Consider the following 22,461-nt stretch of genomic DNA (forward strand, 5'->3'; position numbering starts at 1 on the left):
GGTCGGTACGTTCTCGGCGCGCGGCGGGTCAGGCGGCCATGGCGAGCCCGGCGGAGGCGGCGCGGTCGAAGGCGTCGTTCACCAGCACGACCTCGCGTCCCGTCCTGGCGAGCAGTGAGGCGGCGGCGGTGGCGCGGTAGCCGCTGCCGCAGTGCACCCAGACGGTCCCGGCGGGGATCTCGCCGGCGCGGGCGGCGAGCTCGGGCAGCGGCACGTGCACGGCGCCGTCGAGGTGGGCGGCGTCCCACTCGTTGCCGAGCCGCACGTCGAGGATCACGTCGGGGGCGGGCAGCCCGGCCGGCACGTCACCCGCCAGCGCGGCCGCCAGTCCGGCGAACGTGGCCGTGCGCAGCTCCCGCACCTGGGCGGGGTCGTCGGCGAGCCGCCGGGGCGTGCCGGTGGCCGCGGCGGCGATCCGGTCGACGCCGATGCGCACGAGCTCCCGCTGCGCGTCGGCGACCTGCTCGGGCGTCTCGCCGATGAGGGTGAGCGGCGCGCCCCGGTCGATCAGCCAGCCGAGCCAGGTGGCCATCGGGCCGTCCAGGCCGAGGCTGACGGTGCCGGTCAGGTGGGCCTCGGCGTAGGCCGTGCGGTGGCGCAGGTCGACCACCCATTCGCCGGCCTCCAGCCGTGCGCTCAGCTCGCCGGGGGTGATGCCGGGCGGGCGGCGCAGGTCGACCGGATCGGGGCCGTGCAGGTTGATGACGCCCATGTGCGCGTAGTAGGCGGGGTAGGCGTCGAGCCCGGCCAGCGTCCGGCTGACGAACTCGTCCTCGGCCAGGCGCAGCGCCGGGTTGACCCGCCGCTCGCGTTCGATGGTGGAGTCGTCGCCGGACGCCTGGGTGGCCGAGCAGAAGCTGCCGAAGCCGTGGGTCGGCCAGACGGCGGCGCCGCCGGGCAGCAGGTCGGACAGCTTGCGCACCGAGGCGTGCTGCTCACGGGCGAGCGTGTCGGCGTGCTCGGCGCCCAGCAGGTCGGTGCGGCCCGTGGTGCCGAACAGCAGCGAGCCGCCGGTGAACACGCCCCGCACGCCGTCGGCGCCCTCCAGCACGTAGGACAGGTGGTGGAAGGTGTGGCCGGGCGTGGCCAGGACGCGCAGGCGCAGCTCGGGCGAAACCTCGACGACGTCGCCGTCGGCCAGCGGCAGGTGCGGGAACGGCGGCCGGTCGGCGGCGGCGAAACCGTACTGGGCGCCGGTCAGCCTGGCCAGCTCCAGCCCGCCGGAGACGTAGTCGTTGTGCACGTGCGTCTCGACGACGTGGGTGATGCGCGCGCCGACGCGACCGGCCAGGGCGAGTACCCGGTCGACGTCGCGCTGCGGGTCGACCACGACCGCGACCTGCCCGTCGGTGGCCAGATAGCTGTGGTCGCCCAGCGACGAGGTCGCGATGACGTGGACGTCGATGCTCATCATTCCTCCTACACCCCCGGGGGTATCCGGGCCAGACATTGCGCTCATCGCCTTCCCGCGTCGCGGGACTTCAGGCCAGCGCCAGGAAGAGCTTCTCCAGCTCCTGCTCGGTCATGGGCGGCTCGTCGCCGCGCTCGCGGGCGGCCTGGCAGTGCCGCAGCCCGGTGGCCACGATCTTGAATCCGGCCCGGTCAAGCGCCCGCGAGACGGCGGCGAGCTGGGTGAGCACGTCGGCGCACTCCTCGCCGTCCTCGATCATCGAGATCACGCCGGCCAACTGCCCGTGCGCCCGGCGCAACCGGGTCAACGCGTCGCCCACGAGGGCGGGGGTCATCTCCATGACACCGAGCATACCCCCGCCCGTATAGTGGGCTAGCTCACGACCTTGTCCAGCAGGCCGGCCACCTCGGCGGGCCTGAAGACGAACCCCGCGTGCGACGTGTCCAGGGTGTGCACGTCGTACGGGTTGCCGGGCGTGAGCGCGTCGGCCTCGGCGATCAGCCTGTCCTGCATGGCCACCGGCAGCGACCGGTCGCCGGTGAGCCGGACGTAGGAGCGGGCGATCGTGCCCCAGGTCGCGGCGTCGACGCGGGCGTCGGCCGTCATCACCGCGATCGACTCGTCCGGCTGCAGGATGTTGAGGAAGGCGCGGAACCGCTCGTCGCTGACGTCCGCCAGGGTGGCGGCCTTCAGCGCGTCGAGCAGCTCCACGTCGGCGGTGCGGTAGTTGGCCCGGCCGACGCCGAGCCGCGCGGGATCGCCGACGTTGAAGGCCGCCAGCGGGGCCATCAGGTTGTCCGCGAACTCGGGCTCCTGCATGTACGCGATCGGGTTGGGGAGCCGTACGCACGACCAGGCGGAGATGTAGACGAGCCGGCTCACCAGCTCGGGGATCGCGTTGCCGACGCCGGAGATGGTGACGCCGCCGAGGCTGGCCGCCACGAGCACCACCGGCCCGTGCTCCGCCAGCCGCCGGACCACGCCGGTGACCGCGTCGACGTTGTCCTGCAGGGTGACCCCGGCCAGCGTCGACGGCTCGGCCGCCCACGCGTCGAGGTCCTGCGGAGCCTGGTAGGAGATCGGGTACTGCGCGTCGAGGCCGTGGCCCGGCAGGTCGACGGCGTAGCTGCGGTGACCGAGCAGGGCCAGCTCACGCTGGACCGAGGCCCACATGAAAGAGCTGCTGCCGGAGCCGTGCACCAGCACGAACGTGGGCGACGACGAAGAAGAGTGGTTGGATCGCATGAAGAACAGTCCGTTCGCTGAAAAGGCATGACGAAGACGCGTGCGCTGGTCGCTCGGCGACCGGCGGGCGCAGGCCGCTTCAGCTGCAGCGCGAACGGATGAACTTCTGGATCATGGCCGACACCCTACCATTCGGTGACCTTGTTCTATGATCACGGGCTCATGAGCCAATCGCCCACGCTGTCCGTCAAGGAAATCCGCACGGACCGACTCCTGCTCCGCAGGGCGGTATACGCGTCCGACCGTGACGGGCTCATCGAGCTCTCGACCGATCCTGAGGTCCAGGCACATCTCGGCGGCCCTCGGCCGCTGGACGAGGTCGAGCGGCATCTCGGCACGGTCATGGCCGCCGGCGAGACCTCCACGCCCGGCAGCTTCATCGTCGCGGACACCACGACGGACCAGGTCGTCGGCTCGCTGATGCTGTCCCGGCGGCCGGCCGACCGCGCCGGCCACGTCACCGAGGAGGGCGGGGAGCTGGAGCTGGGCTACCTGCTGCGCCGCCACGCCTGGGGGGCCGGGTACGCGTTCGAGGCCACGACCGCCGCCTTGCGCGCCGCGGCGGCCGAGCTTCCCGACCAGCCGGTCCTGATCGTGACGCAGTCCACGAACGCGCGATCCCTGCGGCTCGCCGCCCGCCTCGGCTTCCGGCCGGTCAGCACGTTCCACGAGTACGACGCCGAGCAGACCCTCTGCACCGCCCCCTTGGCCGCCTTCCGCGCCTGATCCGCACCGGCGCCTCCCGAGTGGCGTCATCTTTGGTTGACGCATGGAGGATCGTCAACCTAGGATGACGGCACTGCGGTGACGGCCCGTCGGGCGCGCCGCATCCGGGCAGCGGCGAGGAGGACGACATGGCGGCTCCATCAGTGACACGAGAGGCCCTCGCGGTCGCCGTGACAGCCAATCTGCCGGTCATCCTCTGGGGTGCGCCGGGCACCGGCAAGACGTCCGCGGTGACCGCGCTCGGCGCGGCCGTCGGCCTGCCGGTCGAGGTGGTGGTCGGCTCGATCCGCGAGCCCAGCGACTTCTCCGGGCTGCCGGTCCTGCGTGAGGGCGGCACCTGGTTCGCACCGCCGCGCTGGGCCGAGCGGCTCGCCGCCGAGGGAGGCGGCCTGCTGTTCCTCGACGAGCTGACCACCGCGCCGCCGGCCGTGCAGGCCGCCATGCTGCGGGTGGTGCTGGAGCGCACGGTCGGCGACCTGGTGCTGCCGGACGAGGTGCGGATCGTGGCCGCCGCCAACCCGCCGGACCAGGCCGCCGACGGCTGGGACCTGTCCGCGCCGCTGGCCAACCGGCTCATTCACCTGACGTGGCAGGTGTCGGCCGAGGACATCGCCGAGGGCTTCACCGGAGGCTTCCCCGTACCGGAGTTCAACGTGAAGGACACGGCCGGGCCCGCCGAGACCGCCAGGGCCCGGGCGCTGGTCGGGGCGTTCCTGCGGGTGCGGCCGGAACTCGTGCTGGCGGTGCCCGACAGTCCGGATCGGGCGGGACGTGGCTGGCCCAGCCCGCGCAGCTGGGAGATGGCCGCGGGGGCGGTCGCCGCGTGCGAGCACCTGGGCGCGGACGAGCCGGTCCTGGCCGAGCTGGTGCTCGGCGCGGTCGGCGAGGCGGCCGGGTTCGAGCTGCTGTCCTGGCGGCGCAACCTCGACCTGCCCGACCCGCAGACCCTGCTGGACGACCCGCGGGCCCCGCTGCCGGAGCGGCTCGACCGGCTGCACGCCCTGCTCGGCGCCGTGGTGGCGTACGTGCGCTCGGACGCCACGGCCGGCACGTGGGAGCGGGCCTGGGCGGTGGTGGCCCGGGTCGCGCGCACGGCCCCCGACGTGGCGGCGACCGCGGCCCGGTCGCTGGCCCGTTGCCGGCCCGAGGGCGCGACCCTGCCCAGGACGATGCTCGAACTCGCGCCGGTGCTGCGCTCGGCGGGGCTCATGCCATGACCTCCGACCGCCCGCGCGCCACCGATGAGGCGGTGCGCGCCCGGATCGCCGCCGCGCGACTGTGGGCGGCGCACCAGGCGCCCTACCTCGCCTCGGCCGTCTTCGCCCTCAACCCGGTCGTGCTGGAACCGGCCCCGGACGAGGACACCGGCGCTCCCGTCCCCGACCCCGGCTTCCGCGCCTTCCCCGCCGACACCCGCTGGAACCTGTACGTGGAACCGGGCACCACGCTGGCCACCCCTGTCGAGGAGATCGGCTGGTGGATGCTGCACCAGGTCGGTCACCTGGTGCGCGGCCACGCGGCCCGCTCGCCGGTGCGGCCCGAGCCGGGCCCCGAGGTGAGCCCCGAGGTCAGCCACGCCGCCGGCCCGGTCCGCGACGAGGAGGCCCACCGCTGGAACCAGGCCGCCGACGCCGAGATCAACGACGACCTGGAGGCCGCCGGCCTGCGCGGCCCGGCCTGCGTGGTGTCGCCCGCCGAGCTGGGGCTTCCGGTCAACCGCACCGCCGAGGAGTACGTGCCGATGCTCGACGTGCTGGCCCAGGCGATGGGCCGGGGCGGGCGGGCGCTGGCCGAGGCGATCGACTGCGGCAGCGCGGTGGACGGGCAGGATCGCGCGTACGAGGACAGCGGCTCCGGCGAAGGACTCACCGAGCTCGACCGGGACCTGCTCGAACGCTCCATCGCGGCCGGCATCCAGGACCGGATCAGCGCGCGCAGCGAGGTGCCGTCGGGGTGGCGCCGCTGGGCCGAGGAGCGCCTGCGCCCTTCGGTGAACTGGCGGGCCCGCCTGGGCGCGATGATCCGGCGCGGGCTGAGCACGGTGGCCGGTCAGGTCGATTTCAGCTATCGCCGCCCGTCGCGCCGCGCCGGCGCGTACGCCGACATCGTGCCGCCGTCGATGGCGCGCGCGGTCCCGGACACGGTGCTGCTGATCGACACCTCCGGCAGCGTCACCGACGACGTGCTGAAGCGGCTGCTGGCCGAGGTGACCGGGATCATCGACGGCGTGGCCGGTCCCCACCGGCGGCTGCGGGCGTTCTGCTGCGACGTCCGCCCGCATCCCGTCCAGGTGGTGCGCCGGGCGAGCGACATCGAACTGACCGGCGGCGGCGGCACCGACATGCGGGCCGGCCTCGATGCGGCGATGGCCCTGCGGCCCCGCCCCGACCTGGTCGTCGTGCTGACCGACGGCGAGACGCCGTGGCCCGGGCGGCGTCCCGGGGCGCAGGTGGTGGTCTGCCTGATCGGCGACGGCGGGCACGCGCCCGACTGGGCGTCCGTGGCCCGCGTGCCGGCGGACGTGCCGGCGAAAGGAGACTCATGACCACGGACCACGCCGACGAGCCGCGCCCCGAGCCGCTGCACGAATGGCGGCGGCGCGGGTTCACCATCGCCGAGGCCCGGCAGTGGATCGAGGACGGCTTCCCGATCCACACCGCCGAGCGGTGGCGCGGGTCCGGCGTCTACACCGCCGCCGAGGCGCGGTCGTGGCGCACCGCCGGAGCCACCCCGTTCACCGTGGATCTGTGGCTGCGGGCCGGCATGACCCCACGGGACGCGGTGCAGTGGCGCGAGCTGGGCTATTCGCCCGAGGAAGCGGCCGACCGGCACCTGGCCGGGGAACGCCCGCACCCGCGCGGCTGGCTGGGGCGGCTGCTGCACCGGGGCGAGCGGCCGGGCGGCGCGTTCGCCGACGAGGAACGCTCCCACAGCATGCGGGAGCTGCTGCGCACCGGCATCCCGGCAGGCCGGGCCCGCCCTTACGTGGAGGCGGGGTGGACGGGCGCCGATGCGGTGGAGTGGGCGAAACGCGGCATCGAGGCGGGCCAGGCGCGGGTCTTCGAAGCGCTCGGCCTGTCCGCCCGCGAGGCCGAACGGGTGCTCTCCTCCGGCCAGGACGCCCTCTCCCTGATGACCGAGTTCTGGCGGGCCGGGGTGCCGATCGAGGAGGTGGCGGCCTGGCGCGCGGCGGGGTTCACGGGCGAGGAGGCGGCCCGGATGCGGGCCGAGGGCGTCGGCGTCGAGCAGGCCGAGGTGCTGCGGGCCCTGACCGAGGGCGATGAGCCCGGCCGGGAGGCGTGAGACAGGTGTCGTGCCTCGTGCCGTCAGCGTCCGGCTACGCGCTGCGGGCCCGCTGGTCGATCATGGACACCAGGGTCGAGACCAGCTCCTCAGCCGTGATGTCCCACTTGTCCGCGGACAGGTGGCCGCTGACCTCCAAGTCCGTGATCCCGTGCGCGCTGGTCAGGAGCAGCGCGGCGAACTGACGGGCCTGCCCCGCCCCGATCAGATCGCCGACGACGGCCAGGAACTCGTCCATGGCGCGGTCGGCCGCCCGGGTCGCCGCCTGGATCGCGGCCGGGTCGCCCGCCGGAGTGGTGAACATCAGCCGGTACAGGTGCGGTCGGCGACGGCCGATCGTCATCAGCGCCGACAGGGCGTGCCGCAGCCGGTCGGCCGGGGGCTGCCGTGGATCGGCGCGTACGGCCCGCACCTGCTCCGCGAGCCGGTCCAGGGCTTCGGCCGCCACGGTGGTCAGCAGGCTGTCCTTGTCGGGAAAGTGCCGGTACGGCGCGCCGCGGCTGACCCCCGCCCGTGCCCCGACCTCGCGCAACGTCACCGCGTCCGGGCCGCCGCCGTCCAACAGGTCCGCGGCCGCGTCCAGCAGGGCGCGGCGCGTCGCGGCGGCGGACTCCACGCGGCTGATCACGCCGATCATTCTACCGTTGACACTGTCAGCTGAAGATGCGACCTTGTTCAGGTGACAATGTCATCTGAAAATCGGGAGTGCGTCGTCGTGACCGGAGCCTCGACCGGGATCGGCGCGGCCTCCGCCCGAGAGCTCGCCCGCCGGGGATTCCACGTCCTGGCCGGCGTGCGCCGCGACCAGGACGCCGACGCGCTCCGCGCCCCCGGCATCGAGCCGGTCATCCTCGACATCACCCGGCCCGGCCACATCGCCGGCCTGGCCGCCCGCGTCGGCTCGCGGACAGGCGCCCTGCGGGCGCTGGTGAACAACGCCGCCGTCTCCGTCAACGCCCCGGTCGAGGCCCTGCCGCTGGAGGAGTGGCGTCGGCTGTTCGAGGTCAACCTGTTCGGGCACGTGGCCGTCACGCAGGCGCTGCTGCCCGCCCTGCTGCGTCACTCCGGCCGCGTGGTCAACGTCAGCTCGGTCGGCGGGAAGGTCGCCATGGCCACGTTCGGCCCCTACGCGGGCACCAAGTTCGCCCTGGAGGCGGTCAGCGACGCGCTGCGCCGCGAGCTGGCTCCGCAGGGCGTGCAGGTGGTGGTCGTCGAGCCCGGCGGGATCCGTACGGAGATGGGCGAACGGGGCATCGCCGCCACGAGCCGGCTGGCCGAGGCCATGGCACCGGAGCTGCGAGACCGTTACGGACCGCTGGTCCAGGCGGTCATCGCGCTGACCGCCGCGGGCACCGCAGGCGGCACGTCCGCCGAGGACGCCGCCCGGGTGATCGCCAAGGCCGTGACAGCCGGCAAGCCGCGCACGCGCTACACCGTCGGCCGCGACGCCGCCCTGCTCACCCGCCTGTCGCGGATCCTGCCGGACCGGCTGCTCGACCGCGTCGCCGCGGCCGTCCTCCGCCCGCACTACCCGAAGACCACCCCCGCGTGAAGCCGGGAAACGCAGGGGGGCGGCCAAGGGAAGCCGGAAGACGAAGGGAGGCGGCCAAGGGAAGCCGGAATCGGACAGGGTGGTCTACGGAAGCCGATCCGGGTCGGCGAGGTGGAGCAGGCCCGGCGGCAGCTCGGGCAACGGCAGGCCGCGCAGCCGGGCGACCTCCCGCACGTGGCGGATCTTCTCGGCCAGGTCGGCGGCCTGGGCGGCGTGGACGCGGGCCGCCTCGGCCCACGCCTGCGGGCGCGGCTCCCGCTCGTCCTCCGCCCTGGCGGCGGCCGCCGCCGCGGCGCGGTCACGCCTGGCCCACTCGGTGAGTAGTTCCTGCAGCTCGCGCAGGGTGCGCAGCTCGGCGCGGGCGGCGTCGCCGTGGTCGGGCGGGTCGTCGGGCAGCGGCGCGGTGCCGTCCAGCCACCAGACGGCGTCCTGCGGCGCCGCCTCCACGCCGGGCAGGATCTCCACCGCCTCGCCGGTGCGGCCGATCGGGGCGAGCAGCAGCAGCGGCGGCGTGGCCAGGGCGTGGGCGATGACGAGCAGCTCCGGCACCGTGATGGAGGCGCGGTGGCCGGACTCCAGCTTGGCGAGGTTGCCGCGCTCCAGCGGGTAGCCGTGAGCGGTGCACCGGTCGGCCAGGCCCTGCACCGACAGGCCCTGGCGCCGGCGGTGGTGGCGGATGTTCGCGGCGACCTGGCGGGTGTAGGCGGCGGTCCAGGAGGTGGCGCTGCTTCCAGGCACGATCCCCACGTTAGCGATCTTGGACGCGGGACACAACAGAAGTTGACTCCTCAGGTCACCTTCGCGGGGAATCGCGGGGGGTCGCCGCGGAGGCTCTAGCCGCGTCCGAGGACGCAGAACTCGTTGCCCTCCGGGTCGGCCAGCACCTTCCACGACACCTCGCCCTGCCCGACGTCGGCGGCCGTGGCGCCCAGCGCGCGCAGCCGCGCCACCTCCGCCTCCTGCTCCTCGACGGGGTGCGGCAGCAGGTCGATGTGGATGCGGTTCCACACGGCGGGCGGGCCGGGAACACGGAGGAACTCCAGGTACGGGCCGGTGCCCTCGGCGGAGCGCAGCCGGGCGTGGTCGTCGCTCACCTCGTGCACGGTCCAGCCCGTGGCCTCGCCCCAGAAGCGGGCCTGGGCCCGGGGGTCCTCGCAGTCGACCACCATCGTGGCGATCGGCCCGGTGTCCCGGTAGACCTCCCGGGGCTCCAGCACGCAGAACACGTTGCCTTCGGGGTCGGCCAGCACCGTCCACGGCACGTCGCCCTGGCCCACGTCGGCAGGCGTCGCCCCCAGCTCCGTCAGCCGGGCGACCAGCTCCGCCTGGTGATCGGCGGAGGTGGTGGCGAGGTCGAGGTGCACGCGGTACTTCACGGTCTCGGGGTCCGGGACGGCGACGAAGTCGATGTAGAAGCCGTCGGGGTCAGGCCAGTCGAAGCCGTGGGGTTCGAGGTTGGTCACGCCGGGCCCCTCGCTGGAGAGCCGCCAGCCCAGCGCCTCCGCCCAGAACCTGCCGAGCGCCGAGTCGTCCCGGGCCTTGAAGTTCACCTGAACAAGTCGCAGCGTCATGCCGCCCCACCCTATTCCCGGCGGCCCGCCGCCAGGGCGGCCAGGGCGGCGGCCTCCGGGGTGCCCTCCCCGCCGCTGAACACGTGCACCACCAGGCCCGTCTCGCCCGGTCCCGCCGGTACGTGCAGCGTCTCGTAGTCCAGCTCCAGCAGCCCGGCCGCCGGATGCCGGAGCCGTTTGCGCCCCGCCGTGCACATCACGATCTCGCCGGAGGCCCAGATGCGGCGGAACTCGGCGCTGCGTTCCGACAGGCCCTTGATCAGGGCGACCAGCTCGGCGTCGCCGGGATACTGCCCGGCGGCGACCCGCAACTGGCCCACGGACTCGGCCGCCCGGTCCGCCCACTCGGGGTGCACGTCGCGGGAGGCGGGGTCGAGGAACAGGTAGCGGGCCTGGTTCGGGTCGCGGCGGGAGGGGCCGGTGAGGCCGCCGATCAGCTCTGAGCCCATGGCGTTCCAGGCGACCACGTCGAGGCGGCGGTCGGTGGCGAAGGCCGGGAGGCCGGTCAGGGCGTCCAGCATGCGCCGCAGCGTGGGGCCGACCCGGGCGGCGGGCGCGGGGCCGGACTCGCCGCCCACCAGCGTGGTGAGGTGCCGCCGCTCGGCGGCGTCGAGGCCGAGCGCCCTGGCCAGCGCGTCGAGCACTTCGGGGGACGGCTGGGTGGCTCGTCCCTGTTCGAGGCGTACGTAATAGTCCACGCTGATCCCGGCGAGCTGGGCCAGCTCCTCCCGGCGCAGTCCCGGCACGCGGCGGCGGCGCCCAGCCGTGAGCCCCGTGAGCCCGGCCTGCTCGGGCGCGACGCGCTCGCGGCGGGCGCGCAGGAACGCGCCGAGTGCCCGCCGGGCGTCACCGATCCCGCCGTCCGCGTGGTCGATGGTGTACGTGCCGTCCATGGTGTCCAGTATGGGTTGTCCGGCATGGGTGGCCCTCGCGGTACCAGGACTGCGGGACCACCGGCTCGGCCGGGTTCTGGTTACCTCGGCGCGCCCAGGCGAACGTGGGTGACATGTCCGAAACGCTGAAGAAGATTCTGGTCGTCACCGCCCACCCCGAGCCTCGCTCGCTCAACGCCGCCCTGGGCCGCTTCGCCGTCGAGCGGCTGCGCGCGGCGGGTCACGAGGTGCGGGTGACCGACCTGTACGCGGCGAAGTGGAAGGCGGCGGTGGACGCCGACGGCTTCCCCGAGCATGTGGGGGACCGGCGGCTGGACGTGCTCGCCGTGTCGGGGGAGGCCACGCTGGCGGGCCGGCTGTCCGCGGACATCGCCGCCGAGCAGGAGAAGCTGCGCTGGTCGGAGGCGGTGATCCTGCAGTTCCCGCTGTGGTGGTTCTCGGTGCCGGCGATCCTGAAGGGCTGGATCGACCGGGTGTTCACGTTCGAGTTCGCCCACGGGCCGTCCGTCCCGCCGCCCTACAGCGAGGGCGCGCTGGCCGGGCGGCGGGCGCTGGCCTCGGTGACGATCGGCGCCCGGGAGTCGGCGTTCTCCGGCCGGGGCGTCCACGGGCGGCTGGCGGACGTGCTCTTCCCGCTCCAGCACGGGCTGTTCTGGTTCACCGGCATGACGCCGCTGGAGCCGTTCGCGGTGTACGACTCGGTCGACGTGCCGCGCGAGCGGTTCGCCCAGGTGACGCAGGAGTACGGGCGGCGGCTCGACGGGCTGTTCACCGACGAGCCCGTCCCGTACCGGACGCTCACCTGCGGCGACTACGGCCGCGACATGCGCCTGCTGCCGGGCGTCGAGGCGCCGGGGACGGCCGGGCTGGACATCCACGTCCGCCCGCGCGGCTAGAGCTCGTCGTCCTGGGCGGCGCTCCGCCCGGCCAGCCGCTCGTAGCGCTGCCGGGCGGCCTGCGGGGTGCCGAGCCCCAGGCCGAACGCGATCTCCTGCCACGTCATGCCGCGCCCCCTGGCCATCCGGAGCAGCCCGGACTCCAGGTCGTCGGCCTCGGCGCGGGCCTGCGCGACCAGGCTCAGGGCGGCGACGATGTCGGCCCGGTCCACCTCCGGCTCGCCGTCGTCGAGCGACACCGCGCCGCTCAGCAGGAACGCCACGATCCGGACGGCCTCGTGCGGCGACAGCTCCGAGGCGTGCGCCTGACGCCGCCGCTGCGCGTCGGTGGCGGCGTGGCGCTCGGCGATGCGCAGGAGCGCGGCGTATTCGCGGTGCGCCCGCGCCTGCCCCGGATGCGGCGGCGTGAAGGGATCGGCGTGCTGCTCAGGAGTCGTCGGCATGCACTCCACCCTGGACGATCCACCATCCGTTGTCAACATGACGTGTTGAACAGAATGTTTAAGTGCACTTGCCGGCGAGCCAGGCGCGGTAGTCGCGGGTGTAGTTCGTCATCACGCTCGGCGGCGCCTGGCTCAGGACCGACTGCCAGCGGCTGATGTTGCCGGTCCAGGCGGGGGGCGGCTCCTCCCAGCCGACGCCGTCGGTCCAGCGGGCCTGAGAGCCCTTGAGCAGGCCGGGGTGGCGGCGGGCCAGCTCGCCCTGGATCCAGGAGTCCGTGGAGTAGACGAGGATGCGCTGCGCGGCCTGGCGTTCCTTGATCGGGTCGGAGATCTCCTTCCACGCGGCCGTCGCGTACGCCGGGTCGGACAGCGCCGTCCTGGCCTCGGGCTTGACCTCCAGCAGGGCGATCAGGCCGCGCGAGCGCACGTGGTCGAGCCACTGGCGCAGCGTGTAGACCTGCTCTCCCTGGTACGGGCCGCGCGCGATGCGGCGGTCGCGCAGGTTGTCGGCTCCGGCCGCCCACCACAGGGCGGTGATGTTCGTCCGGGTGCCGGTCAGCCCGTTGGTGGTGGTGTTGTGCCACATGACGGCCTTGGTGCCGTTCCTGGTGAGCTGGACGTCGCCTTCGACGCCGTCGGCGCCCCAGGTCTTCTGGTCGTTCACGGCGCGGACGTTGTTGGGCTGGCGGATCTGGTCGCGTTCCCAGGGGTTCGCGCCGGAGGGGTAGCCGCCGTGGCCGAACACGGCGGGACAGGCGACGGCGGACCCGGCGTGAGCGGCCTGAGCGGCGGGCGGGACGGCGGTGAGGGAGATCGCGGCCAGTGATGCGGCGAGCGCCGCCTTCGTCCTGATCGTCATGGGGGTCGGGACTCCGTCCATGAGGGGTGACCGGCACCGGCAGCGTATGCGCCGCACCTCAGGTGATCAAGAGCGGCGGGAGGGACCGGAAGTCCCCGCGTAACGAGGACTTTGGTCGGTGCCCCTCGCCGGGCTTCCGCACTGGGATGGACACGCGGCGCACCCGCGCCCGCCGATCCAGCACGACACCTTGGGGACACGATGACGACGACCGGAACCGATGGGAAGGAACAGGCGGCCCACGGGGCCAGGCCGATGCTCATGCTCGGCCTGGCGACGCTCGGCTTCGCGCTGAACTTCTGGGCGTGGGCGCTGCTCAGCCCGCTCGGGCCCCGCTACAAGGACCTGCTCGGACTGTCGGCCTCGCAGCAGGCGCTACTGGTCGCGGTGCCGGTGATCGTGGGCTCGCTGGGCCGCGTCCCGGTGGGCGCGCTCACCGACCGGCTCGGCGGGCGGGTGATGTTCCCGCTGATCTCCGCGGCCACCATCGTGCCCGTGCTGTTCATCGGCGTGGCCGGGCAGAGCTCGCTGCCGGCGCTGCTGGCCGGGGGCTTCTTCCTGGGCGTCGGCGGGACGGTCTTCGCGGTCGGCGTGCCGTTCGTGAACGCCTGGTTCCCGCCCCGGCGGCGCGGCCTGGCGATCGGCGTGTTCGGGGTGGGCATGGGCGGCACCGCGATCAGCGCCCTGACGACGGTCAAGCTGGTCGAGGCCGGGAACGCGACCACGCCGTTCCTGATCACCGCGGTCGTCCTCGCGGTGTACGCCGCCGTCGCGTGGCTGGTGATGCGGGACGCACCAGGCCGGACGGTGTCGCCGCAGCCGCTTCTCGGGAGGCTCGCGGCCACGGCCAGGCTGCCGATCACCTGGCAGGCGTGCGCGCTGTACGCGGTCGCGTTCGGCGGCTACGTCGCCTTCTCCGTCTACCTGCCCGCCTACCTGCAGACCGGCTACGGGCTGGAGCAGGCTGACGCCGCCAACCGCATGGCCGGGTTCGTGGTCCTCGCGGTCCTGATGCGGCCGGTGGGCGGCTGGCTGTCGGACCGGATCGGCTCGATCCCCGTGCTGACGGGGGTGTTCGTGGTGGTGTGCGGCGCGGCGGCGGTCCAGGCGCTGACGCCCGGCCTCATGCCGGTGGGCACGATCGCGTTCCTGACGATGGCGGCCGCGCTCGGCGCCGCCAGCGGCGCCACGTTCGCGCTGGTCGCGCAGGTCACCCCGGCCGACCAGGTCGGCGCGGTCACCGGCCTGGTGGGTGCCGCGGGCGGGCTGGGCGGGTTCGTGCCGCCGCTGCTGATGGGCTTCCTGTACGGCGAACTCGGCTCGTACGGGGTGGGCCTGGGGCTGCTGGCGGCCACGGCGGCGCTGACCGTGCTGCTGACGGTGACCGTGGTGCGCCGGGCTACGGTGCGGGAACCAGCTCGAAGCCTGTGACGATCTCCGGCTGGATGCTGATCACCTGGTCCATCTCGCCGGTCACCCAGGGGTGGAGCAGGGCCTTCAGCCGCTCGGTCTCCGCCGGGTCGGTCAGCAGCCGCGCCACCCCGGTGACGATCACGCTCCAGCCGAGCCGCGCGTGCCCGTCGAGGTCGTCGGCTTCGAACGCCACCACGGCCTCCGGCACCGCCACGTGGGAGCTGAGGATCGTCCCGGGGCTGGACCGGATGACCACCCGCCCGTCCACGACCAGGTGGTTCACCGGCCGGACCGCGGGCAGCGCCTGGCGGGTGAAGACGATCCGGCCGAACGGCACCCCGGCCAGCAGGCGCAGCGCCTCGGCCTCGGGCAGTTCCCGCAGACGCCGGGCTCCCGTCCCGTCCGGCGCCCGGTCGTGGTGGCATGTCACGACAACAGCCTGCCGCCCACCCGGCGCCGTAAACAGGGACCAAAGTCCTTTCTCACCCCCGGCCAGGACGAACCGGCCGCCGTCGCCAGGGATGGCGGCCGGGATGGCTACCGCGCTCAGCCGGCGTGCCACACGCGGTCGAGGAACCCGGCGACGAGCGGGGCGATCTGGTGCAGGTGGTCCTCCAGGGCGAAGTGTCCGGTGTCGAGGACGTGCAGCTCGGCGTCGGGCAGGTCGCGCAGGTAGGCGCGGGCGCCGGGCTCGGGGAAGAACGGGTCGTTCGCACCCCAGGTGATGAGCGTGGGCGGGGTGTGCGTGCGCAGCCACTCCTGCCAGGCGCCGTAGCGCTCGACGTTCGAGTGGTAGTCAAAGGCGAGCGCGACCTGAGCGTCCTTGCGGCCGGGCAGGTCAAGGAAGTGCTGGTCGAGGGTCCATCCGTCGGGGGCGACGAGGCCGGGGACGGCGACGCCGGTCTCGTACTGGCCGCGGGTGCCCGGCAGGGTGAACAGGGCGCGGACGGTTTCCTCGGCGCCGGGCCGGTCGGGGCGCAGCGCGATGAAGTCGCGGGCGCCGTCGGACAGGCCCTCCTCGTAGGCGTTGCCGTTCTGCACGACCAGGCCGGCGATCCACTCGGGGTGCCGTTCGGCGAGCCGGAACCCGACGGGCGCGCCGAAGTCGAACACGTACGCCACGAACCGGGTGAGGCCGAGCTTCCGCACGAAGCCCTCGGTGATGTCGGCGAGCCGGTCGAAGGAGTAGGTGAACCCGGCCGGGGCCTCGGTGTGGCCGAAGCCGGGGTAGTCGGGCGCGATCAGCCGGTAGCGGGTCCCGAGCACGTCGATCAGCCTGCGGTACTGGTGCGAGGCCGACGGGAACCCGTGCAGGAGCAGCAGGACGGGCGCGTCGGCCCGCTCGGGCAGCGACTCCCGGAAGAAGACCCGGACGCCGTCGACGTCGAGGTGCCGATGGACGGTACGGGCGAGCACGGGAATCGTCATATCTAATGCCTTCCAACGCCAATGATGCGTTAGTTATAGCGGGCAGCGCTCTAACGCGTCAACACGGCGATAAGGCATTAGAACGTGCGGAGGGACGCGAGCCCCTCCGCACGGGGAAGTGCTACGTCAGCGGCACCGCCCGGTCGAGGGCGGGCGGGGTCAGCGGCCCCTGCCGCAGGTAGGCCCGCATGGCGTCGTAGTCACGGTTGCCGCGCACCGCGTCGGTGTACCCGGCGAAGGCGCTGTAGCCGTCGGCGCCCAGCAGCGTGTACGCCAGCGCGGCGAGCCGGTAGGTCCGGCCGGTGTCGAGCGGCTGCCCGTCGATGAGCACGTCGGCGGGGTTGATCCGGTCCCCGACGGGCCTGCCCGGCGAGTACGAGAAGCGGACGTTCTTCGACACGGCCAGCGGCGCGAACCTCACGGTGCCGTCGGCCTGCGTCTGCCACTGCTGTTCCAGGGCCTGCTCCAGCTGCGAGCCCTTGACCGAGACGGTGAGCACCGGGTTGGCGTAACCCCATGCCGCCCACGACTCGCCCAGGAGCACCTGGCCGTCGCTGTCGGCGGGGTTCGGCCCCTTGGCGAACCTCAGGTCGCCGCGCAACGAGTTCGAGCCCTTGACCGGGGCCACGGCGACCATGGCCAGATCGGCCTTGCCGCCCTCGGTCTGCTGGGAGTCGAAGTAGGCCACGTCGGCCACGGTGTTGCCGAGCGTGCTCTGCCCCGTGGCGTCGCGGGTCCTGGTGATGTCGCCGGTGATGGTCCCGTACGGCTTGGCGTAGGTCTCCTTCTGCTTGGCGTTCCAGTGGTCGACCAGCTTCGTCATGACGGGGTCGGGGGTGACGTCGCGGGTCACCGGGTGGTTGACCGCGGTGGTCGCGGACCTGATGACGTCGCGGGTGCGGCGGTCGATCTTCAGGTTGATCTCGTTGATGAGGCGGCCGTGGTTGGCGGCCTCGACGACCGGGCGGGGGTTGCCCGCGGGGTCGGGGACCGAGCAGGTGAAGTACGCGTGCCAGTGGCCGGTGACGATGACGTCGATGTCGGGCGAGGCCTTCTTGGCGAAGTCCCAGATCGGCCCGTTCATCGGGTCGGCGCAGCCGTTGAAGTCGGCGCCGGCCGCGCCGCCCTCGTGCACGTTGGCGACGATGGCCCGCACGCCGCGCCGCTTGAGGATGGCGGCGTACTTGTCGGCCGTCTCCACCGGCGGCAGGTTGTCCAGCGACGGCTGGTAGGAGGTGGAGCCGTCCACCGTGGTGGGCGTGGTCAGGTTGATGAACCCGACGGGGATGCCCCGGAACTTCTTGATCACGTACGGTTCGAGCACCGGGCGGGTGTCGCCCTTCTCGGTGATGTTGGCCGTGGAGAAGGCGAAGTTGGCGCCGTGGAAGCGGCGGCCGTCGGAGTCGGTGAAGCAGCTGTCGACGTCGGCCTCGCCGAAGCACTCGCCCGCGCCCATGTGGTCGCGCAGGAACTCCAGGGACCGGTCCAGCTCGTGGTTGCCGACCGCGGTGAAGTCCAGCCCGATCTTGTTCAGGAACTCGATCGTGGGCTCGTCGGCGTGGAAGGACACCTCGGTGGGCCAGCCGCTGAAGTTGTCGCCGTTGGAGAACGTGACCGTGTTCGCGTGCCCTTCCCTCAGTTTGCTGAGGTGGGTCGCCAGGTACGGCGCGCCGCCCACCACCAGGGTGTTCCCCTGCGCGTCCTTGATCGTGCCGTCGGCGGCGTTGTTCTGCGGGGTGATGTAGCCGTGGAAGTCGGCGATCGACAGCAGTTGCACGTCCACGGGCTTGGGCGCGGCCAGTGCCGGTGAGGCGGACGAGGCCAGAGTGACACCTAAGGCGACAACGATCCACTTACGGAGGGAATGCACGCATACTCCTAGATAGGGGATGTAACGGGAGGAAAGGCTGGTAGATCGGCCTGTCCGGTCGGTGAACACGACCCCGGCGATCGGCTGCCGCCGCATGACAGCGAGGAGAATGATCCGGGGGCGAGGAGCCTGCGGCCGGACCCCCGCTCGCATTTATGATGGAGTCCACCATTAAGGTCCGTCAAGAAGGGTGATCAGTGACGCTCCCGGTGACCGGCGGCGACCTCCAGCGGCTGCGGCGCCACAACGCGCTCGCCGCGCTCTCCGCCTTGCGCTCCGCCGGGCCGCTGACGCTGACCCAGCTCGCCGAGCGCGCCGACCTGGCCAGAGCCACCGTCAAGGCGGCGGTCGACGACCTGACGGGGCTGGGCTGGGTCGCCGAGCTGGACCCCAGCGGCGGGGAGAAGGGCAGGCCCGCGCGCCGCTACCGCTTCCGCGCGGAGGCGGGCCGGGTGCTCGGGCTCGACATCGGGGCGCACAAGGTGCTCGCGGTCGTGGGCGACCTCGACGGCGCCGTCCTGCACACCACGCGCGAATCGGTCACCCCCGAGCAGCCGCGCGCCGAGCGGCTGGCCGCCGTGGACCGCGTCGTCGACGCCTGCCTGGCCGGCTCGGGCACCGCCGCCTCCGACGTCCGGATCGCGGTCGCGGGCAGCACGGGCCACGTCGACCTGGAGGGACGCGTCGTCGCGTCGCGGGCCATCCGCGACTGGCCGGGCGTGCCGCTGGCCGAGCACCTGGGCGCGCGGCTGCGCTGCCCGGTCCTGGTCGACAACGACAGCCGGCTCGCCGCCCTGGCCGAGTGCCGCAGGGGCGTCGCCCGCGACGCGGGGAACCTGGTGTTCCTGCACATCGGCCGCCGGGCCGGGGCCGCGATCGTGCTCGACGGGGTCCCGCTGCGCGGCGCCGGCGGCGCGGCGGGGGAGATCGGCCTGCACCCGCTGTTCAACCTCGGCCACGTGGGCGACCTGCTGCACGCCTTCCCCGCCGTGGAGCCGGGCACGCCGCCCGACGCGGTCGCGGCGGCGGTGTTCGAGGCCGCCCGGGGCGGTGACGCCGCGGCGCGCGGCGCCGTGCTGCGGTACGTCAAGGTGCTCGCGCTGGCCACCGCCGCGATGGCTCTCACCGTCGACCCCGAGCTGGTGGTGCTCGGCGGCGGCTTCTCCCGCTCGGCCGACGTGCTGCTGGAGCCGCTGAGAGGCGAGCTGGAGACCATGTGCCTGCGCACCCCGCAGGTGCGGGCCTCCGTGCTCGGCGACGAGTGCGTGGCCGTGGGCGCGGTGTGCCAGGGCGTCGAGCACCTGTCCGCGATGCTGTTCGGCCCCGAGCGCGGCGGCCCGCTGCCCGCCGCGTCACCCGTCCAATAATGACGCACTCCACCGTATATCCGCTCACTAGACTGCCGCCGTGAACGACGACACCCTGAGGATCCGGCCGGGCGGGCCCGCCGACACCCCGGCCGTGCTCGCCATGATGGACGCGGCCGTGATCTGGATGAACGCGCGCGGCAACACCGAGCAGTGGGGCACCCAGCCCTACTCCCAGCGGCCCGGCGGGGCGGCGCGGATCGAGCAGCTCATGGCCGGCGGCGCTCCCCACATCGCCGAGCTCGGCGGCGAGCCCGTCGGCGCGATGGTGCTGGACTCCGGGCCGAGCGCCGAGATGCCCATCGCCCCGGCCGGCGAGCCCGAGCTGTACGTCCGGCTGCTCGTCTCCGACCGGCGGCGCGCGGGCCGGGGCATCGGCGCGACCCTGCTGGCCCTCGCCGTCGAGGAGACCCGGCGGGCCGGGGCGGAGCTGCTGCGCGTCGACTGCTGGGCGGGCGGCGGCGGTCAGCTGGTGGGCTACTACGTGCGCAACGGCTTCACGCCTGCCGAGCCCTTCCGGTACGAGGCGTGGCCGGGACAGGTGCTGGCCATGCGGGTGCCGCGCGCGAACCCGGGCGAGCCTGCGGTCACCTGATCGCCCGGCCGGAGATCTGCTCGGCCCTGACCAGGATGAAGTGGTCGCGCTCGCCCGGCGCCCACGGCGTCAGCGGCAGCCTGGCCAGGTGCGCCACCTCCGACGCGTCGCGGGCGGCGCGAGCGTGCCCCACCGCGGTCACCGACCAGCCGGTCCGCAGGTCCGGGTCGAAGGCGTCGGCCTCGAAGGCGACCACCGAGTGCCGGGTGGCCGCCGCGAGCTTGGAGCCCGGCCCGGTGCGGATCACGATGCGCTCGCCGTCCAGGCAGAACGTGACCGGCTGCACGGCCGGCAGCGCCCGGTCGGTGAAGACGATCCGCCCGATCGGGGCGGAGCCCAGCAGGCGCAGGCATTCGGCGCGGGAGAGCACCCGCAGGCCGGATGAGTCGAGTCGCATGCCCCCAGCCTGGCCGGTGCGGCCGGGCGTCCGGCAGGGGCGAAAGTCCCGTCAATCCCGCCGATCAGCCCGCAGCCGGGCGGCCAGCACGGCGGCCTGGGTGCGGCGCTGCATGTTCAGCTTGGCCAGCAGGTTCGACACGTAGTTCTTGACCGTCTTCTCCGCCAGGAACAGGCGCTCGCCGATCTGCCGGTTCGTCAGGCCCTCGCCGATCAGTTCGAGGATGTGCCGTTCCTGCTCGGTCAGCGCGGCCAGTGGGTCACGCCGGGCGGCCTGGTCACGCAGCCGCTGGAGCATGGCGGCGGTGGTCTGCGGGTCCAGCAGCGACTGCCCGGAGGCGACGGTGCGCACCGCGCCGACCAGGTCGGAGCCGTGGATCTGCTTGAGCACGTAGCCGGCGGCCCCGGCCATGACGGCGTCGAACAGGGCGTCGTCGTCGGCGAACGAGGTCAGCATCAGGCAGGCCAGCCCGGGGAGCTTGGAGCGGACCTCGCGGCAGACGTCCACGCCGCTGCCGTCGGGCAGCCGCACGTCGAGCACCGCCACGTCGGGCTTGAGCGCCGGGATGCGGGCCACGGCCGACCCCGCCGTGCCGGCCTCGCCGATCACCTCGATGTCGTCCTCGCCGTCGAGCAGGGCGGCGACTCCGCGCCGTACCACTTCATGGTCGTCGACAAGGAACACGCGAATCATGCCTTGACGCTATCCGCACTCGGCTTTCCCGCAAAAGGGACCAAGGTCCTGAACGCGGCATCGCCGGGTGCCGGTGCGACACTGAGCGGTATGTCCGAAAGTGAGCACAGCCCGTTGCTGCCCCAGATGCGGCTGGACGAGTTGCTGGCCGAGCTGCAGACCCGGCTGAACGCCGTGCTGGCCACCCGGGACCGGGTGCACGCGCTGCTCGAGGCCGTGGTGTCCGTGGGCAGCGACCTGGACCTGGAGACGGTGCTGCGGCGGATCGTGGAGACCGCCACCAAGCTGGTGGACGCCGCTTACGGGGCGCTGGGCGTGGTCGGCGACGACAGCACGCTGGTGCAGTTCATCCCGGTCGGGCTGAGCGAGGAGGAGATCGCCAGGATCGAGCACTGGCCGCACGGGCTCGGCCTGCTCGGGCTGCTGATCAAGGACGCGCGGCCGGTCCGGCTGGGGCGTATCTCCGACCATCCCGAGTCGTACGGGTTCCCGCCCGGCCATCCGCCGATGGGCACCTTCCTCGGGGTGCCGATCCGGGTGCGCGACGAGGTGTTCGGCAACCTCTACCTGACGGAGAAGCGCGGCGGCGGCGAGTTCGACGAGGAGGACGAGGCCGTCGTGATCGCGCTGGCCACGGCGGCGGGCGTCGCGGTGGAGAACGCCCGGCTGTACGAGGAGTCGCGGCGGCGCGAGACCTGGCTGCAGGCGTCGGCCGAGGTGACCACGAGCCTGCTGTCCGGCGCCGAGCCCCGGCAGGTGCTCACCACGGTGGCGGCGCGGGCCCGCGAGATGTGCGACGCCGACCTGGTCGAGGTGCTGCTGCCGGAGCCGTCGGGCGAGTCGCTGAGCGTGGCGGTCGCCGAGGGGGAGGGCGCGGCCGACGTGCGGGGCACCGCCTTCCCGGTGCCGGGCACGTCCGTGGGCGAGGTGTTCACCCGGGGCGAGCCGATGACCGACCAGGACCTGCACGGCGCGCCCGGCACCGGCTCGCCGTTGCGGCGGCTCGGCCTCGGGCCCGGCCTCATGGTGCCGCTGGGCACCGCGCCGAAGGTGCACGGCGTGCTCACGCTGGCCAAGCGGAGCGGGCGGCTGCCGTTCAGCGACGCCGACCGGCAGATGCTGCAGTCGTTCGCCGGGCAGGCGGCGATCGCGCTGGAGCTGGCCAAAGCCCGCCGCGACGCCGAACGGCTCGGCCTGCTGGAGGACCGTGACCGGATCGCCAAGGACCTGCACGACCTGGTCATCCAGCGGCTGTTCGCGACCGCCATGACGTTGATGAGCACGGTTCGGCTGGTCGAGCGGCCGGAGGCGGGCAAGCGGCTGCAGCACGCCATCGACGAGCTGGACGAGACCATCCGGCAGATCCGCTCGTCCATCTTCGCCCTCCAGGGACCGCGCGAGGAGGCGGCGCCGAGCCTGCGCGGGCAGATCGTCGACCTGGTCGAGGGCGCGGGCGGGCATCTCGGCTTCATGCCGGGCCTCCGGATGGAGGGCCAGTTGGACACGCTCGTCCCCGACGCGGTCGCCGAGCACCTGCTGGCGGTGCTGCGCGAGGCGCTGTCGAACGTGGTGCGCCACTCCCGGGCCACCCGCGCGGACGTGCTGGTCGAGGTCGCCGGCTCGGCGCTCACGCTCGTGGTGAGCGACGACGGCGTCGGCGTGGGGGAGCGGGCCCGGCACAGCGGCCTGCGCAACATCGGCGAACGGGCGGCGCTGCTGGGCGGCGAGGCGGACGTGGAGTCGCCCGAGGGCGGCGGCACGCGGCTGCTCTGGCACGTGCCCCTCTGACGCGGTCCGCG

The 22,461-nt window shown here is 73.6% G+C and carries 24 protein-coding genes; 10 read left to right on the plus strand and 14 right to left on the minus strand.

All coding sequences use genetic code 11. The annotated features are described in order from the left end of the window. Window positions 1–28 precede the first annotated feature (28 nt). The 3 genes from AB0G11_RS22300 to AB0G11_RS22310 all read right to left on the minus strand — a co-directional run bounded on the left by AB0G11_RS22300 (window position 29) and on the right by AB0G11_RS22310 (window position 2,656). On the minus strand, window positions 29–1,411 hold the full coding sequence (locus tag AB0G11_RS22300) for an MBL fold metallo-hydrolase (RefSeq protein WP_357587876.1): 1,383 nt from the start codon (window positions 1,409–1,411) through the stop codon (window positions 29–31). Window positions 1,412–1,481: 70 nt separating this feature from the next. Then, window positions 1,482–1,751, minus strand: a complete 270-nt coding sequence (locus AB0G11_RS22305; protein ID WP_357587878.1) for a metal-sensitive transcriptional regulator — start codon at window positions 1,749–1,751, stop codon at window positions 1,482–1,484. Between the two features lie 32 nt (window positions 1,752–1,783). After that, a complete protein-coding gene (locus AB0G11_RS22310; protein ID WP_357587880.1) occupies window positions 1,784–2,656 on the minus strand; it encodes an alpha/beta fold hydrolase in 873 nt (290 codons plus the stop codon). A 162-nt stretch (window positions 2,657–2,818) separates the two neighbouring features. Here AB0G11_RS22310 and AB0G11_RS22315 point away from each other — a divergent pair, with 162 nt between their 5' ends. The 4 genes from AB0G11_RS22315 (at window position 2,819) to AB0G11_RS22330 (ending at window position 6,685) form a co-directional block, all read left to right on the plus strand. Continuing rightward, window positions 2,819–3,382 carry a GNAT family N-acetyltransferase gene (locus tag AB0G11_RS22315; RefSeq protein ID WP_357587882.1) on the plus strand — a complete coding sequence of 188 codons (564 nt, stop codon included), beginning with the start codon at window positions 2,819–2,821 and terminating at the stop codon, window positions 3,380–3,382. A 128-nt stretch (window positions 3,383–3,510) separates the two neighbouring features. Then, window positions 3,511–4,599, plus strand: a complete 1,089-nt coding sequence (locus AB0G11_RS22320; protein ID WP_357587884.1) for a MoxR family ATPase — start codon at window positions 3,511–3,513, stop codon at window positions 4,597–4,599. After that, window positions 4,596–5,927 (plus strand): VWA-like domain-containing protein, encoded by a 1,332-nt coding sequence (locus AB0G11_RS22325; protein ID WP_357587886.1) that lies wholly within the window; start codon window positions 4,596–4,598, stop codon window positions 5,925–5,927. The genes AB0G11_RS22320 and AB0G11_RS22325 overlap by 4 nt, the downstream gene beginning before the upstream one ends. Further along, window positions 5,924–6,685 carry a hypothetical protein gene (locus AB0G11_RS22330; RefSeq protein WP_357587888.1) on the plus strand — a complete coding sequence of 254 codons (762 nt, stop codon included), beginning with the start codon at window positions 5,924–5,926 and terminating at the stop codon, window positions 6,683–6,685. Before AB0G11_RS22325 ends, AB0G11_RS22330 begins: the two co-directional genes overlap by 4 nt. 34 nt (window positions 6,686–6,719) lie before the next feature. Here AB0G11_RS22330 and AB0G11_RS22335 read toward each other — a convergent pair whose 3' ends face one another. After that, entirely contained in the window at window positions 6,720–7,313 is a 594-nt protein-coding gene (locus AB0G11_RS22335; protein WP_308126037.1) for a TetR/AcrR family transcriptional regulator, read from the minus strand. A gap of 87 nt (window positions 7,314–7,400) precedes the next feature. Between AB0G11_RS22335 and AB0G11_RS22340 the strand changes: the two genes are divergently transcribed. Next, window positions 7,401–8,237: an SDR family oxidoreductase gene (locus AB0G11_RS22340; protein WP_357587889.1), complete on the plus strand. Its 837-nt coding sequence runs from the start codon at window positions 7,401–7,403 to the stop codon at window positions 8,235–8,237. A gap of 84 nt (window positions 8,238–8,321) precedes the next feature. Here AB0G11_RS22340 and AB0G11_RS22345 read toward each other — a convergent pair whose 3' ends face one another. The 3 genes from AB0G11_RS22345 to AB0G11_RS22355 all read right to left on the minus strand — a co-directional run bounded on the left by AB0G11_RS22345 (window position 8,322) and on the right by AB0G11_RS22355 (window position 10,701). Further along, entirely contained in the window at window positions 8,322–8,975 is a 654-nt protein-coding gene (locus tag AB0G11_RS22345; RefSeq protein WP_357587891.1) for a hypothetical protein, read from the minus strand. A 95-nt stretch (window positions 8,976–9,070) separates the two neighbouring features. Next, the gene (locus AB0G11_RS22350; RefSeq protein WP_357587893.1) at window positions 9,071–9,808 is read right to left on the minus strand and encodes a VOC family protein; all 738 of its coding nucleotides are present in this window, start codon (window positions 9,806–9,808) and stop codon (window positions 9,071–9,073) included. An 11-nt stretch (window positions 9,809–9,819) separates the two neighbouring features. Next, complete coding sequence (locus AB0G11_RS22355; RefSeq protein ID WP_357587895.1) at window positions 9,820–10,701, minus strand: helix-turn-helix transcriptional regulator; 882 nt, start codon at window positions 10,699–10,701, stop codon at window positions 9,820–9,822. A gap of 113 nt (window positions 10,702–10,814) precedes the next feature. Here AB0G11_RS22355 and AB0G11_RS22360 point away from each other — a divergent pair, with 113 nt between their 5' ends. Beyond that, the gene (locus tag AB0G11_RS22360; protein WP_357587897.1) at window positions 10,815–11,597 is read left to right on the plus strand and encodes an NAD(P)H-dependent oxidoreductase; all 783 of its coding nucleotides are present in this window, start codon (window positions 10,815–10,817) and stop codon (window positions 11,595–11,597) included. On the opposite strand, the gene AB0G11_RS22365 is transcribed toward AB0G11_RS22360, so the two are convergent. Continuing rightward, window positions 11,594–12,040 (minus strand): DNA-binding protein, encoded by a 447-nt coding sequence (locus AB0G11_RS22365; RefSeq protein WP_219510722.1) that lies wholly within the window; start codon window positions 12,038–12,040, stop codon window positions 11,594–11,596. The two genes, AB0G11_RS22360 and AB0G11_RS22365, sit on opposite strands and share 4 nt — an antisense overlap. A gap of 58 nt (window positions 12,041–12,098) precedes the next feature. Beyond that, window positions 12,099–12,899: a glycerophosphodiester phosphodiesterase family protein gene (locus tag AB0G11_RS22370; protein ID WP_246646234.1), complete on the minus strand. Its 801-nt coding sequence runs from the start codon at window positions 12,897–12,899 to the stop codon at window positions 12,099–12,101. A gap of 201 nt (window positions 12,900–13,100) precedes the next feature. Between AB0G11_RS22370 and AB0G11_RS22375 the strand changes: the two genes are divergently transcribed. Then, entirely contained in the window at window positions 13,101–14,330 is a 1,230-nt protein-coding gene (locus tag AB0G11_RS22375) for an MFS transporter (RefSeq protein ID WP_357587899.1), read from the plus strand. Here the strand turns inward: AB0G11_RS22375 and AB0G11_RS22380 are convergent. The 3 genes from AB0G11_RS22380 to AB0G11_RS22390 form a co-directional block, all read right to left on the minus strand. Further along, window positions 14,299–14,742, minus strand: coding sequence for a pyridoxamine 5'-phosphate oxidase family protein (locus AB0G11_RS22380; protein WP_219510724.1), 444 nt, complete (start codon window positions 14,740–14,742; stop codon window positions 14,299–14,301). The genes AB0G11_RS22375 and AB0G11_RS22380 overlap by 32 nt on opposite strands. 116 nt (window positions 14,743–14,858) lie before the next feature. Then, window positions 14,859–15,740 carry an alpha/beta hydrolase gene (locus AB0G11_RS22385; protein WP_357587901.1) on the minus strand — a complete coding sequence of 294 codons (882 nt, stop codon included), beginning with the start codon at window positions 15,738–15,740 and terminating at the stop codon, window positions 14,859–14,861. A 121-nt stretch (window positions 15,741–15,861) separates the two neighbouring features. Further along, window positions 15,862–17,610, minus strand: a complete 1,749-nt coding sequence (locus tag AB0G11_RS22390) for a bifunctional metallophosphatase/5'-nucleotidase (RefSeq protein ID WP_357587903.1) — start codon at window positions 17,608–17,610, stop codon at window positions 15,862–15,864. A 197-nt stretch (window positions 17,611–17,807) separates the two neighbouring features. Here AB0G11_RS22390 and AB0G11_RS22395 point away from each other — a divergent pair, with 197 nt between their 5' ends. Together AB0G11_RS22395 and AB0G11_RS22400 are read left to right on the plus strand one after the other, a co-directional pair. Next, on the plus strand, window positions 17,808–18,977 hold the full coding sequence (locus tag AB0G11_RS22395; RefSeq protein ID WP_357587905.1) for an ROK family transcriptional regulator: 1,170 nt from the start codon (window positions 17,808–17,810) through the stop codon (window positions 18,975–18,977). Window positions 18,978–19,017: 40 nt separating this feature from the next. Then, window positions 19,018–19,572 (plus strand): GNAT family N-acetyltransferase, encoded by a 555-nt coding sequence (locus AB0G11_RS22400; protein WP_357587907.1) that lies wholly within the window; start codon window positions 19,018–19,020, stop codon window positions 19,570–19,572. Here the strand turns inward: AB0G11_RS22400 and AB0G11_RS22405 are convergent. Together AB0G11_RS22405 and AB0G11_RS22410 are read right to left on the minus strand one after the other, a co-directional pair. Then, window positions 19,565–19,969, minus strand: coding sequence for a pyridoxamine 5'-phosphate oxidase family protein (locus tag AB0G11_RS22405; protein ID WP_219510733.1), 405 nt, complete (start codon window positions 19,967–19,969; stop codon window positions 19,565–19,567). The two genes, AB0G11_RS22400 and AB0G11_RS22405, sit on opposite strands and share 8 nt — an antisense overlap. A gap of 51 nt (window positions 19,970–20,020) precedes the next feature. Next, window positions 20,021–20,662 carry a response regulator transcription factor gene (locus AB0G11_RS22410; protein ID WP_219510735.1) on the minus strand — a complete coding sequence of 214 codons (642 nt, stop codon included), beginning with the start codon at window positions 20,660–20,662 and terminating at the stop codon, window positions 20,021–20,023. A gap of 90 nt (window positions 20,663–20,752) precedes the next feature. On the opposite strand from AB0G11_RS22410, the gene AB0G11_RS22415 reads away from it, so the two are divergent. Further along, complete coding sequence (locus AB0G11_RS22415) at window positions 20,753–22,450, plus strand: GAF domain-containing protein (protein ID WP_357587908.1); 1,698 nt, start codon at window positions 20,753–20,755, stop codon at window positions 22,448–22,450. Window positions 22,451–22,461 lie beyond the last annotated feature (11 nt).

The sequence above is a fragment of the Nonomuraea sp. NPDC023979 genome, assembly GCF_040639085.1.
Taxonomy (GTDB): domain Bacteria; phylum Actinomycetota; class Actinomycetes; order Streptosporangiales; family Streptosporangiaceae; genus Nonomuraea; species Nonomuraea ceibae.